The organism is Streptosporangium sp. NPDC005286, assembly GCF_040607515.1.
Lineage (GTDB): Bacteria > Actinomycetota > Actinomycetes > Streptosporangiales > Streptosporangiaceae > Streptosporangium.
The window spans coordinates 19,595-32,311 of record NZ_JBEXGU010000030.1 but is presented as its reverse complement, the minus strand read 5'-3'; the positions used below and the strand labels follow the sequence as shown (position 1 = coordinate 32,311).

The 12,717-nt window shown below is 68.7% G+C and carries 12 protein-coding genes; all 12 read right to left on the bottom strand.

Annotation, left to right across the window (positions count from 1 at the left end):
• Positions 1-4 precede the first annotated feature (4 nt).
• Positions 5-2,200 carry a bifunctional (p)ppGpp synthetase/guanosine-3',5'-bis(diphosphate) 3'-pyrophosphohydrolase gene (locus tag ABZU75_RS14095; RefSeq protein ID WP_350927282.1) on the bottom strand — a complete coding sequence of 732 codons (2,196 nt, stop codon included), beginning with the start codon at positions 2,198-2,200 and terminating at the stop codon, positions 5-7.
• 236 nt (positions 2,201-2,436) lie between these two features.
• On the bottom strand, positions 2,437-2,955 hold the full coding sequence (locus ABZU75_RS14090; RefSeq protein ID WP_355553633.1) for an adenine phosphoribosyltransferase: 519 nt from the start codon (positions 2,953-2,955) through the stop codon (positions 2,437-2,439).
• An 80-nt stretch (positions 2,956-3,035) separates the two neighbouring features.
• A complete protein-coding gene (gene secF, locus ABZU75_RS14085) occupies positions 3,036-4,121 on the bottom strand; it encodes a protein translocase subunit SecF (RefSeq protein ID WP_355553630.1) in 1,086 nt (361 codons plus the stop codon).
• Positions 4,121-5,869, bottom strand: a complete 1,749-nt coding sequence (gene secD / locus ABZU75_RS14080; protein ID WP_355553627.1) for a protein translocase subunit SecD — start codon at positions 5,867-5,869, stop codon at positions 4,121-4,123. The genes secF and secD overlap by 1 nt, the downstream gene beginning before the upstream one ends.
• A 79-nt stretch (positions 5,870-5,948) precedes the next feature.
• Positions 5,949-6,311, bottom strand: a complete 363-nt coding sequence (gene yajC / locus ABZU75_RS14075; RefSeq protein WP_355553624.1) for a preprotein translocase subunit YajC — start codon at positions 6,309-6,311, stop codon at positions 5,949-5,951.
• 226 nt (positions 6,312-6,537) lie between these two features.
• Positions 6,538-7,596: a Holliday junction branch migration DNA helicase RuvB gene (ruvB, locus tag ABZU75_RS14070; protein ID WP_355553621.1), complete on the bottom strand. Its 1,059-nt coding sequence runs from the start codon at positions 7,594-7,596 to the stop codon at positions 6,538-6,540.
• A 73-nt stretch (positions 7,597-7,669) separates the two neighbouring features.
• Positions 7,670-8,290 (bottom strand): Holliday junction branch migration protein RuvA, encoded by a 621-nt coding sequence (ruvA, locus tag ABZU75_RS14065; protein ID WP_355553618.1) that lies wholly within the window; start codon positions 8,288-8,290, stop codon positions 7,670-7,672.
• Positions 8,287-8,874, bottom strand: coding sequence for a crossover junction endodeoxyribonuclease RuvC (gene ruvC / locus ABZU75_RS14060; RefSeq protein WP_350927351.1), 588 nt, complete (start codon positions 8,872-8,874; stop codon positions 8,287-8,289). Before ruvC ends, ruvA begins: the two co-directional genes overlap by 4 nt.
• 189 nt (positions 8,875-9,063) lie before the next feature.
• Complete coding sequence (locus ABZU75_RS14055; RefSeq protein WP_326638806.1) at positions 9,064-9,816, bottom strand: YebC/PmpR family DNA-binding transcriptional regulator; 753 nt, start codon at positions 9,814-9,816, stop codon at positions 9,064-9,066.
• A gap of 3 nt (positions 9,817-9,819) precedes the next feature.
• Positions 9,820-10,410: a pyridoxal 5'-phosphate synthase glutaminase subunit PdxT gene (gene pdxT / locus ABZU75_RS14050; RefSeq protein ID WP_350927268.1), complete on the bottom strand. Its 591-nt coding sequence runs from the start codon at positions 10,408-10,410 to the stop codon at positions 9,820-9,822.
• 170 nt (positions 10,411-10,580) lie between these two features.
• Positions 10,581-11,495: a pyridoxal 5'-phosphate synthase lyase subunit PdxS gene (gene pdxS, locus ABZU75_RS14045; protein ID WP_355553613.1), complete on the bottom strand. Its 915-nt coding sequence runs from the start codon at positions 11,493-11,495 to the stop codon at positions 10,581-10,583.
• A gap of 148 nt (positions 11,496-11,643) precedes the next feature.
• On the bottom strand, positions 11,644-12,654 hold the full coding sequence (locus tag ABZU75_RS14040) for a DUF3048 domain-containing protein (RefSeq protein ID WP_355553610.1): 1,011 nt from the start codon (positions 12,652-12,654) through the stop codon (positions 11,644-11,646).
• Between the last annotated feature and the right edge of the window lie 63 nt (positions 12,655-12,717).

Genomic DNA, 12,717 nt, shown 5'->3' with positions numbered 1-12,717 from the left:
ACGCTCAGGAACCGGCGCCGCTGACCCGGTAGACGTCGTAGACACCCTGGATGTTGCGGACGGCCTTCAGGACGTGACCCAGATGCTTGGGGTCGCCCATCTCGAAGGTGAACTTGCTGATCGCCACCCTGTCCCTGGACGTCGTCACCGACGCCGACAGGATGTTGACGTGCTGGTCGGAGAGCGTGCGGGTCACGTCGGAGAGCAGGCGCGGCCGGTCGAGCGCCTCGACCTGCAGCGCGACCAGGAACACCGAGTCGTCCGCGGCGGACCAGGCGACCTCGACCAGGCGGTCGGGCTCGGACTTGAGCTGATCCATGTTGGGACAGTTGGTGCGGTGCACCGACACGCCATGCCCGCGGGTGACGAAACCGACGATCTCATCGCCGGGCACGGGAGTGCAGCATCGCGACAGGCGGACCCAGACGTCGGAGTCGCCTGCGACGACCACTCCGGCACCGCCACTGCCCCGGGGACGGCCGCGCAGCTTGGTCGGCACGGAGGCCTCGGCGATGTCCTCTTCCGCGCCGTCCACTCCTCCGATGGACGTCACGAGCTTCTGCACGACCGCCTGCGCGGCGATGTGGCCCTCTCCCACGGCCGCGTAGAGCGCGGAGACGTCCGGGTAGCGCAGATCCCTGGCGAGGGCCAGGAGGGACTCTCCGGACATCAGGCGCTGCAGCGGCAGGCCCTGCTTGCGCATGGCGCGGCCGATCGCCTCCTTGCCCGCCTCGATCGCGGTCTCGCGGCGCTCCTTGGAGAACCACTGCCGGATCTTGTTACGGGCCCGTCCCGACTTGACGAACTTCAGCCAGTCACGCGAGGGGCCCGCGTCGGGCGACTTGGAGGTGAAGATCTCCACTGTGTCGCCGTTGCCCAGCCGCGACTCCAGGGGCACCAGGCGGCCGTTGACCCTGGCTCCGATGCAACGGTGCCCCACCTCGGTGTGCACGGCGTAGGCGAAGTCGACGGGCGTCGCGTTCTCGGGCAGGGCGATGACCTGACCCCGGGGCGTGAAGACGTAGACCTCCGAGACCGACAGGTCGAACCTGAGCGACTCCAGGAACTCCCCCGGGTCGGCGGTCTCCTTCTGCCAGTCGAGGAGCTGGCGCAGCCACGCCATGTCGCTGGCGGGCTTCAGCTTCGCCCCCGGAGGACCGGAGGTGGTCATGTCCTCCTTGTACTTCCAGTGCGCCGCCACGCCGTACTCGGCCCTGTGGTGCATCCCGTGGGTGCGGATCTGCAGCTCCACCGGCTTGCCCTCCGGGCCGATGACCGTGGTGTGCAGCGACTGGTACATGTTGAACTTGGGCATCGCGATGTAGTCCTTGAACCGGCCGGGCACCGGGTTCCATCGCGCGTGAATCGTTCCGAGTGCCGCGTAGCAGTCGCGGACCGTGTCGACCAGCACCCGGATGCCGACCAGGTCGTAGATGTCGTCGAAGGCGACGTCCCTGGCGATCATCTTCTGGTAGACGGAGTAGTAGTGCTTGGGGCGGCCCTTGACGGCCGCGCGGATCTTGGCGTCGCGCAGGTCGCCGGAGACCTTCTCGATGACCTCCTGCAGGAACAGGTCCCTGCGCGGGGCCCGTTCCGAGACCATCCGGGCGATCTCGTCGTAGCGCTTGGGGTAGAGCATGGCGAACGCGAGGTCCTCCAGCTCCCACTTGATGGTGTTCATGCCCAGCCGGTGGGCGAGCGGCGCGAAGATCTCCAGCGTCTCGCGGGACTTCTGGTGCCGCTTGTGCTCGGGCAGGTAGCGCATGGTGCGCATGTTGTGCAGCCGGTCGGCGAGCTTGATCACCAGCACCCGGATGTCCCGGGACATCGCCACGACCATCTTGCGTACGGTCTCGGCCTCGGCCGCGGCGCCGAACTTGACCTTGTCGAGCTTGGTGACGCCGTCGACCAGCAGTGCGATGTTGTCGCCGAAGTCCGAGCGCAGCTCGTCCAGGCCGTAGGCGGTGTCCTCGACGGTGTCGTGCAGCAGCGCGGCGCACAGCGTCTCGTCGTCGGTGCCGAGCTCGGCCAGGATCGTCGCCACCGCCAGCGGGTGGGTGATGTACGGGTCACCGCTTTTGCGCTTCTGGTCGCGGTGGTGATAGGCCGCCACGTCGTAGGCGCGCTCGATGAGCCGCAGGTCCGCCTTCGGATGGGTAGCGCGGACCGTGCGGAACAGCGGCTCCAGAACCGGATTCATGCCGCCACCCCATTGCCCCCCAAAACGTGCGAGCCTTCGCCTTACCGCCGGCTTCTCCTCGACGGCTCCGGACATGGCGGAACCGGCGTCGCCTGCTGGGACGGCCATCTCGGGACCGCCACCGTTGGCGGTCGTGTCGGGGACGACCACATCACGGGGCACTCAGACTCCTCACGTTCGAGTCCAGATCCCTCAGTGTATCCAGACGGGGTTGTGTGCTTTTGTCCGCGGGTCGATCAAACGACGACGAGGGAGTGCAACTCGACGTCCGTCAGGCGCTCGCGACCCTTGAGGAAGGCCAGCTCCATGAGCACGGCGAGGCCGACGACCTCGGCACCCGCCTCGCGGACCAGCTCCACCGCCGCGCGCGCCGTCCCTCCCGTGGCGAGCACGTCGTCGACGATGAGGACGCGCTCTCCGGGGGTGAAGGCGTCCCGGTGAACCTCGATGATGGCGGAGCCGTACTCCAGATCGTAGGACGCCTCAAGCGTCTCAGAGGGCAGTTTGCCTTTCTTCCGTACCGGGACGAAGCCCGCGCCCGCCTGGCAGGCGACCGGGGCGGCCAGGATGAACCCCCGCGCCTCGATTCCAACGATCTTGTCCACCTCGTACAGTCCGGCGAGCGCCTTGGTCACCGCGCCGAACGCCACCGGGTCGGCGAGCAGCGGGGTGATGTCCTTGAACATCACCCCGGGCTGCGGGTAGTCGGGCACGTCGCGGATGCGATCGAGGATCAGCCTGCTCAGCTCGGTCATGGTCGGCACTCCTTGGAAAGGGGGAAGGAAAACGCCTCCGCCCCCTGGGCAGGGGGCGGAGGCGCGAACTGCTTCGGAGCTTACTTCTTCTTGCGTTTGTCGCCACCGGCCGCGGCCCCGTTGGCCACGGTGGTGGCCCCGTTGGCGGCACCGTTGGCGGCCCCGTTGGACGCTCCGGCGGTGACCGGCTGGCGCGTCGTCCTGCCCCCGGAGCCACCCCCGTGGGCGGCGAGCCTGCGGGCGATCGCCTGGTAGCGCGGCTCGCGCTCCTTCAGCGTGACCAGCAGTGGCGTCGCGACGCACAGCGAGGAGTAGGTTCCGACGATCATGCCGACGAACAGGGCCAGCGACAGGTCCTTCAGGGTACCGGCGCCGAACAGCGTGGTGCCGATGAAGAGGATCGCCGCGACCGGCAGGATCGCCACCAGGGTGGTGTTCAGCGACCGGATCAGCGTGTGGTTCAGCGCGTTGTTGGCGGCCTCGGTGTAGGTCATCTTGGAGGTCGTGCCGAGCTTGGCGGTGACCTCCTTGATCATGTCGAAGACGACGACGGCGTCGTACAGCGAGTATCCGAGGATCGTCAGGAAGCCCAGCAGGGTCGCCGGGGTGACCTCGAAGCCGGACCAGGCATAGACACCGGCGGTGATCACCAGGTCGTGCAGCAGTGCCACGACGGCCGACAGCGCCATCTTCCACTCGAAGGCCATCGTCAGGTACAGGATGATCGCCAGCATGAAGACGATCAGTCCGATGATGGCCTTGTTGGCCACCTGGCCGCCCCAGGAGGCACCGATCACCTGCAGGTTGACCTCGTTCTGCGGCAGCTTGAACTCGCCCGCCACCGCCTTCTGGACCGCGGTGACCTGCTCGGCCGGGAGGCTCTCCGTGGTGACCCGCCAGCCGTTCTGGGTCGTCTGCGCGATGACCTGGTGCACACCGGCCTCGGTGAACGTGCCGCGCACCTGCTCGATGTTGACGGACGCCGGGGCCTTGAAGGAGAAGACGGACCCGCCCTTGAACTCCACGCCCAGGTTGAGGCCGTTGAAGACCAGACCGGCGATGGAGATCGCCAGCAGGATTACGGAGAGGCTGTACCAGAGCTTCCTGCGGCCGACGAAGTCGACGTTGACCTCGCCCCGGTACAGCCGGCGCGCGATGCCGGACATCAGGCCTCCTGCGGAGCGGACTTGGGAGCGGTGACGGTCTCGCTCATGCGTTCGGCGTCGAGGCCGGAGAGCTTGTGACCCCTGGCGAAGAACTTCAGCCTCGCCAGCATCGCGACGAACGGCTTGGTGAACATGAACACCACCGCGATGTCGATGAGCGTGGTCAGGCCCATCGCGAAGGCGAACCCGGCCACACCGCCGACCGCCAGGAAGTACAGCACCAAGGCGGCGATGAACATGACGGCGTCCGCGATGAGGATCGTCCGCCGGGCCCGGACCCAGGCGACCTCGATCGCCGTACGCAGCGAGCGGCGGCCTTCCTTCATCTCGTCACGGATGCGCTCGAAGTAGACGATGAACGAGTCGGCGGTGATACCGATCGAGACGATCAGGCCGATGATGTGCGGCAGCGAGAGGCGGAAGCCGGCGAACGCGCCGAGCAGCACCACCGACTGGTAGGTCACAACCGACGCCACCAGGAGGCTCAGCACCGAGACGACGCCCAGGCCCCGGTAGTAGAGCATCGAGTAGATCACGACCAGCAGCAGGCCGATCGCGCCCGCGATGAGGCCGCCGCGCAACTGGTCGGCGCCCAGGGTGGAGGAGACCTCGTCGATGGAGCTCTTCTCGAACTTCAGCGGGAGCGCGCCGTACTTGAGCTGGTTGGCCAGCTCGTCGGCGCTCACCTGGGTGAAGTTGCCGGAGATCTGCGCACGGCCGCCGGTGATCGGTTCCTGGATGACCGGCGCGGAGATGACCATGCCGTCGAGGACCATGGCGATCTGGTTGCGGGGGGCCTGCGAGTTGAAGGCGGTGGTGGTGACCTTCGACCACTGGTCGGGGCCCTGGCCCTTGAAGGAGAGCTGGACGAGCCACTCGCCGGTGGTCTGGTCGACGCCTGAGGACGCGCTGTCGATCGAGGTGCCGGTCACGGCCGCCTTGTCGAGGATGAACTTGGTGCTGCCGTCGGTGCTGCAGCCCACGTACTGCTTGTCCGGCGCGTCCTGCGCCCCTCGGTTCGTCTGCTTGGCGCAGTCGAGCGTCTGGAACTCCTTGAGGGCCGCCGGGTCGATCCCGGTGGGGTCGACGCCCGCCATGGGGTCCTCGGCCGCCATCGGCGGGGCCGTCGGCGCGGCGGTGCCGTCACCCGGCTTGGAAGACTGGTCGCCGGGTTGAGCAGGCTCCGTAGAGGACTCGGAGCTTGCTCCTGGGCTTGGTTTGAGCAGTCCCGACGACAGGGCGCGCCCGGCGGGCGAGGTGCTCGTGTCGGGGGCGGCTGTCGCGGCCGGCTTCGGCACCGCGGACTCGGTGGGCTTGGGCGCCCTGGTTCCCTTGCCCCCGGAGGTGGTGGGCGAGGGGGACGGCGTCGGCGGCTGGGTGGCCAGCTCCCCGGGGGGCGGAGGCGATCCGGCCCCGATCGCCAGCACCTGGCGGAACCGCAGTTCCGCAGTGGTGCCGACCAGCTTGACGACTTCCTCCTGGCCAACTCCGGGGACGGAGATGACGATGTTGTCACCGGACTTGGCGACCTCGGCGTCGGAGATGCCGCTGCCGTTCACCCGCTCGCGGATGATGTTCACCGCCAGATCGAGACTCTCCTGGGAGGGAGCGCTTCCGTTCGGGGTGATGGGCTGCAGCGTCACTGTCGTGCCGCCGGCGAGGTCGAGGCCATATTCCGGGGTGTACGCCTTGTTGAGGAGCATCACCCCTCCCATGGCGAGAATGATCGCCAGAAGCACCAGGAGCATGCGCCCCGGTCTGCTCTGGCCGCTGGTCGGTCGGGCCACTGGTCGACTTTCGGTTATAGGGGATTGGTGGTGAACCTACTCACAGTTTCTTGCTCGCCGAGTCGCGCTCTTCGCTCTGCTGCTCGGCGGTCTCCGCGACGTCGTGGTCGACGGCCTTGACATCCTCCTCCACATCGTCGACGGGAACCAGGACACGGCCGATCGCCGCCTTCACCCAGCGAGTCTCCACACCAGGGGCGATCTCCAGGATCACGTCGTCGGCGTCGATGGCCACCACGGTCCCGAAAAGACCCGTCGTGGTCATGACACCGGTGCCCGGCGCGAGGCTGTTCTGCATCTTGGCCTGCTCCTGCTGCCGCTTGCGCTGCGGTCGGATCAGCAGGAAGTAGAAGACCACGACCATGAGAGCGATCATGATCAGGCTTGAATAGTTGCCGCCCACAGGGCCGCTCCCTCTCTTGAGAATGACCGGCGTGAAACCGGACGTCATATACGACCACGCCGCTCAGCACGTCAGCCTACACAGCCAGCCAAGGCTCGGAGTTTAGGCGAGTTGTTAGAAGCGCGGCAACGAAGTCACGATCCGGCACGCAGGGAAGTTCCCATTTCGATACAGTTGTCATCCATCTGTGATCAAGCTTGTACGTCTCCCCTACCGATGCACAACGCTAGATTTGCTCAGCATCATCCCCAAGATCGATGAGGAGCGAGGCGCCGAAGGCGTCCGGCGGGGGCACCAGCCCCAGATGGGTCCAGGCCGCGGCGGTCGCGACCCGGCCACGGGGGGTGCGGGCCAGCAGACCCTGCCGCACCAGGAACGGCTCGGCGACCACCTCGACCGTCTCCGGCTCCTCCCCCACCGCGACCGCCAGCGTCGACAGCCCCACCGGGCCACCGCCGAACTTGCGCAGCAGCGCTCCGAGCACTGCCCGGTCGAGCCTGTCGAGCCCCTCGGCGTCGACCTCGTAGAGGTTGAGCGCGGCGGAGGCGACGTCCCTGGTGACGACGCCTTCCGCGCGCACCTCGGCGAAGTCGCGGACCCTGCGCAGCAGGCGGTTGGCGATGCGGGGCGTGCCCCGCGAGCGGCCGGCGATCTCGGTGGCGGCGTCGCCCGGCAGCGTCACGCCCAGCAGGCGCGAGGAGCGGTGCAGCACCTGCTCCAGCTCGGCGACCCCGTAGAAGTCCATGTGCGCGACGAAGCCGAAGCGGTCACGCAGCGGCGCGGGGAGCATGCCGGCCCTGGTGGTGGCCCCGACCAGGGTGAACGGGGCGATCTCCAGCGGGATCGCGGTCGCCCCCGGCCCCTTGCCCACCACGATGTCGACGCGGAAGTCCTCCATCGCGAGGTAGAGCATCTCCTCGGCGGGCCTGGCCATGCGGTGGATCTCGTCGATGAACAGCACCTCGCCCTCCGAGAGGGTCGACAGGATCGCCGCGAGGTCACCGGCCCGCTCGAGCGCGGGCCCCGAGGTGATCCGGAGCGGCACGGAGAGCTCGGTCGCGATGATCATGGAGAGGGTCGTCTTGCCCAGCCCGGGACCGCCGCTCATCAGCACGTGGTCCGGCGGCCGGTTGCGCCGCAGCGCGCTCTGCAGCACCAGGGACAGCTGCTCGCGCACCCGTGCCTGCCCGATGAACTCCTCCAGCCGCTTGGGCCGCAGCGCCGCCTCGATGTTCCTCTCGTCGCCCTCGGCGTCCGGCGACACCAGATCCCGTTCGAAACTCACGCCGCCCCACCTCTGCTCACCGTACGGCGGAGGCGCCCGCGCTCTTCCCGCCGCGTCTTCCCCGTCGGGCCTCTCATCGCGTGCTCAGCGCGCTGAGTGCCGCCTTGAGCAGCGCCGCCACCTGCGGGGGGCGGCCCTCGGCCAGTTCGGCGTCGGCCCGGGGCGCGACGGCGGCGACCGCCTCGTCCGCGTCCCGTACCGAGTAACCCAGGCCGACCAGGCCGGAGTGGACCTGATCGCGCCAGGCGGGCGCGGCGGCGCGGCCGTTGAGCGCGGCGTTGACCGCCTCCTCAGGCGTGCCGAGCTTGCCCTTGAGGTCGACGATGATCCGCTGGGCGCCCTTCGGGCCCACCCCGGGGACCCTGGTCAGCGCCTTGACGTCGGCGGTGGCCACGGCCATCCTGAGCGCGTTGGGGGTGTGCACGGCCAGCATCGCCAGTGCGACCTTGGGGCCGACCCCGCTGGCCGTCTGCAGCATCTCGAAGATCCCGCGCTCGTCGTCGGTGGCGAAGCCGAACAGCGTCAGCGACTCCTCGCGGACCACCAGCGAGGTGGCCAGCCGGGCCTCCTCGCCCGTTCTGAGCGTCGCCAGCGTGCCCGGCGTGCAGTGCACGAGCACTCCCACCCCGCCCACCTCGACGACCGCCCCGTCGGGGGCGATCGCGGTCACCTGTCCTCGTACCGAGGCGATCACTTCGTGGTTCCTCTCGGGTATCCGGCCCTGCCCCGGCCGCGGAAGTAGGCCGCCGCGCTCGTGCCGGGGCCGCTCGCGGCCTTCGCGGCGGCCTCGGCCAGCCTGCTCTGGGCCCCGCCCCGCCACACGTGGCAGATCGCGAGGGCGAGCGCGTCGGCGGCGTCGGCGGGCTTGGGCATGGCGTCCAGCCGCAGCAGCCGGGTCACCATCGTGCCGACCTGCTGCTTGTCGGCCGTGCCGCTGCCGGTGATCGCCGCCTTGACCTCGGACGGCGTGTGCAGGGCGACCGGCAGCCCCCTGCGGGAGGCGCACAGGATCGCCACGGCGGAGGCCTGCGCGGTGCCCATCACGGTCCTGAGGTTGTGCTGGGCGAAGACCCGCTCCACGGCCACCGCGTCGGGTTCGAGCTCGTCGAGCCACTGCTCTATGCCGGTCTCGATCGCCACCAGCCGGGCGCCGATCTCGTCGTCGGCGGGGGTGCGGACCACTCCGACCTTGACCAGGCTCAGCGGCGCGCCCGGCCTCCCCTCGACGGCGCCGAGCCCGCATCGGGTAAGCCCGGGATCGACCCCCATGACCCGCAGTTCGGGCAACCGCACCGGCACGCCTCCGCTCGCCGAACACCTGTTCGGTGCCAGACTCTACCGCCTGAGAGCACGTCGCGCACGGCCCTCGCGGGGCCCGCGGGAAGTGTCAGCGGCGGTCGAGCACGTGGGACACGGCGAAGGCGGTCACCGCCCGGAGTTCCGCGGCGGGGACGCCGAAGCGCGAGATCACGCGTCGAGCTTCTCCATGACCTCGTCGGAGACGTCGAAGTTGGCCCAGACGTTCTGTACGTCGTCACTGTCCTCAAGGGCGTCGATCAGCCTGAAGACCTTGCGGGCGCCGTCCTCGTCGAGCGGGACGTTCATCGTCGGCATGAAGCCGGACTCGGCCGAGTCGTAGTCGATCCCGGCCTCCTGCAGGGCCTTGCGGACCGGGACGAGGTCGGTGGCCTCGGAGACGACCTCGAACTGGTCGCCCAGGTCGTTGACCTCCTCGGCGCCCGCGTCGAGGACCGCGGTCAGCACGTCGTCCTCACCCAGCTCGCCCTTGGGGACGAGCACGACGCCCTTGCGGTTGAACATGTAGGACACCGAGCCCGGGTCGGCCAGCGAGCCACCGTTGCGGGTCAGCGCGACACGGACCTCGGAGGCCGCGCGGTTGCGGTTGTCGGTGAGGCACTCGATCAGCACCGCGACGCCGCCGGGGGCGTAGCCCTCGTACATGATGGTCTGCCAGTCGGCGCCGCCGGCCTCCAGGCCGCCGCCGCGCTTGCGGGCGCGCTCGATGTTGTCGATCGGAACCGAGCTCTTGCGCGCCTTGGTGATGGCGTCGTACAGCGTCGGGTTGCCGTCCGGATCGGGGCCGCCCGTCCGTGCCGCGACCTCGATGTTCTTGATGAGCTTGGCGAACAGCTTGCCGCGCTTGGAATCAAGCGCCGCCTTCTTGTGCTTCGTCGTCGCCCATTTGGAGTGGCCGGACATCCCCTAGAGCTCCCTCACCATCTCAGCGAAATATGAATGCACACCAACATCCCCGGTAATCTCCGGGTGGAAGGATGTGGCGAGCAGCGGTCCTTGACGGACCGCGACGATCCTATCTCCAGGTTCGGCCAACGCCAGCACTTCGACCCCCGAACCCACGGATTCCACCCAGGGCGCGCGGATGAAGACCGCCCGCATGGCACCGCGGCCGGCGAAGTCGATGTCGGCCTCGAAGGAGTCGACCTGGCGGCCGAAGGCGTTGCGCCGAACGACCATGTCGATGCCGCCGATCGTCTGCTGGCCCTCGACGCCGCCCTCGATCCGGTCCGCCAGCATGATCATGCCGGCGCAGGAGCCATAGGCGGGCATCCCGGCCTTGATCCGCATCCGGAGCGGTTCGAGCAGCTCAAAGGTCTCGGCGAGCTTCCACATCGTGGTGGACTCGCCGCCCGGGATGACGAGGCCGTCGACCGCCTCCAGTTCGTGAGGGCGCCGTACGGCGACCGCTCTGGCACCCACCGCCTCCAGCGAGCGCACGTGCTCGCGCACGTCGCCTTGAAGCGCGAACACGCCGATCGTCGGGACGATGGTCACCGATGGTCCTTCCCCTGGAAAAGAAACGTCCCTTTCAGGGTATGGCCACCCCACGGATCACCCCAAACTGGTTCATAACCAGCCCTGGGCCTTCCTGGACGGCCCTTCTAGCGCCGGAGAGGCGGCCTCCCGCAAGGAGGCCGCCTCTCCGCCGGTTTCCCTGAGTTCCGCTACCAGCCGCGCTCGGCCAGCCGGTGCGGGGCCGGGATGTCGTCGACGTTGATGCCGACCATGGCCTCGCCCAGGCCGCGGGAGACCTTCGCGATGACGTCGGGGTCGTCGTGGAAGGTGGTGGCCTTGACGATCGCGGCGGCGCGCTCGGCGGGGTTGCCGGACTTGAAGATGCCCGAGCCGACGAACACGCCCTCGGCGCCGAGCTGCATCATCATCGCGGCGTCGGCCGGGGTGGCGATGCCACCGGCGGTGAACAGCACCACCGGCAGCTTGCCGGTCTTGGCGACCTCGGCGACCAGCTCGTACGGCGCCTGGAGCTCCTTGGCCGCGACATAGAGCTCGTCGGCGGGCAGCGAGGCCAGGCGCTTGATCTCGCCCCTGATCTTGCGCATGTGGGTGGTGGCGTTGGAGACGTCGCCGGTGCCCGCCTCGCCCTTGGAACGGATCATCGCCGCGCCCTCGGTGATGCGGCGCAGCGCCTCGCCCAGGTTGGTCGCGCCACAGACGAAGGGCACCGTGAACTGCCACTTGTCGATGTGGTTGGCGTAGTCGGCCGGGGTGAGCACCTCGGACTCGTCGACGTAGTCGACGCCAAGCGACTGGAGCACCCGAGCCTCGACGAAGTGGCCGATGCGGGCCTTGGCCATGACCGGGATCGAGACGGCGGCGATGATGCCGTCGATCATGTCGGGGTCGCTCATCCTGGAGACGCCGCCCTGGGCGCGGATGTCGGCGGGTACCCGTTCGAGGGCCATGACGGCCACGGCACCGGCGTCTTCGGCGATCTTGGCCTGCTCGGCGTTGACGACGTCCATGATGACGCCGCCCTTGAGCATCTCTGCCATGCCGCGCTTGACCCGGGCGGTTCCGGTGACGGTGGTATCGCTGACTTCGGGCGTGCTGCTGGACACGGTCTCTACCTCACGACGGCTGCGGATCACGGGCCGCCCGCGCTGGACGGCCACTACGCTTCCATCGTAGGCGCTGGGCAGGATGCCCCCTACACGCCGTCTTGTCGTTCTTAGAAGATCCTCTTGAACATGATGTAGGACTTGCGCGTCAGGGAATGACGGGTTTGGCGGAGGCCAGCGCGATCCAGACCTGACCGGGGGCGAAGTTCATCGGCTCACCCGCCTCCGTGGTGAAGACGGTGCCGTCCTTCTCCGTCTCCCGTGACCAGCGGGCCTTGAACGCCTGCCCGTCGCGGAGCACGATCGCCCTGCCCTTGCCCGTGCTGTGCACCAGCGGCGTGTAGCTCTGGTTCTTGTCGTGAAACTCCGAGCGCTCCGTCTTGGTGTACTGCACGACGATCGTGGGCGCGCCGAGCTGGCCGCCCTCGGCCGCCATGTCCTTCTTGCCGTCCTGCCAGATCAGCCACTTGCCCGCCGCCTGCGACCAGGCGAAGGTGAAACGGGCCGCCGGGTACTTCACGCTGTACGCCTTCCGCGGCACGCCGCCCTCGGGGGCGTCGCCGAAGGTGAATCCGATGTCCTTGGACCTGCTCGCCTTGGGCGCCTCGGTCAGCAGCTGCCTGGTGTTGGCGAACAGGTTGTAGGGGGCGAAGCGTCCTTCCTGGCGGAAGTAGGCGCCCGGCGCCCGGCTGTCGGAGACGTCGAACAGCGGCGCCTCGGCGATGAAGGGGAGCATCTTGGTCTGCGCGCCCGAGTAGGCGAAGGCGGGCCTGCCGAACTGCGGGACGATGTGCAGGTCGGAGATGCGGGCGCTGCGGACCGGGCCGATCTTGGCCGGGATCTTCGAGGAGAAGATCGCCATCAGCCGGGTCAGGCCCGCCTCGACCTGCTCTATGTAGACGATGTCCGCGCTTTTGAGGCCGAGCTGCGGCTTGCCCGCCGAGGTGTTCTCGATCTTCGCCGCGAGCACCGGCCTGCGGGCCGCGCCCGGCAGGCCGGTGAAGGGGTGCGTCGGCTCGGGCGTGGGGGTCGGCGCCGCACTCGGCTCACCGGCCACCGGATTGCCCGCCGACGCGGGCTTGTCGGAGGAACAGGCCGCGACCGGCGCGAGAACCGCGACTCCCGCCAGCGTGACGGCGATCATCCGAGAAACCCGCACGATTCATCTCCTCAAGTCAGCCACTTAGCCACTCGGCCACGAACCGCCAAGAGCCTACCGGTG

What these genes read in the sequence shown, in the direction of transcription:
- ABZU75_RS14090 (WP_355553633.1), bottom strand. Translation starts at nt 2,955, where the DNA reads ATGACCGAGCTGAGCAGGCTGATCCTCGATCGCATCCGCGACGTGCCC.
- secD (WP_355553627.1), bottom strand. Translation starts at nt 5,869, where the DNA reads ATGCTCCTGGTGCTTCTGGCGATCATTCTCGCCATGGGAGGGGTGATG.
- ABZU75_RS14055 (WP_326638806.1), bottom strand. Translation starts at nt 9,816, where the DNA reads ATGTCCGGCCACTCCAAATGGGCGACGACGAAGCACAAGAAGGCGGCG.
- secF (WP_355553630.1), bottom strand. Translation starts at nt 4,121, where the DNA reads ATGTCCGGCATCGCGCGCCGGCTGTACCGGGGCGAGGTCAACGTCGAC.
- ABZU75_RS14095 (WP_350927282.1), bottom strand. Translation starts at nt 2,200, where the DNA reads ATGAATCCGGTTCTGGAGCCGCTGTTCCGCACGGTCCGCGCTACCCAT.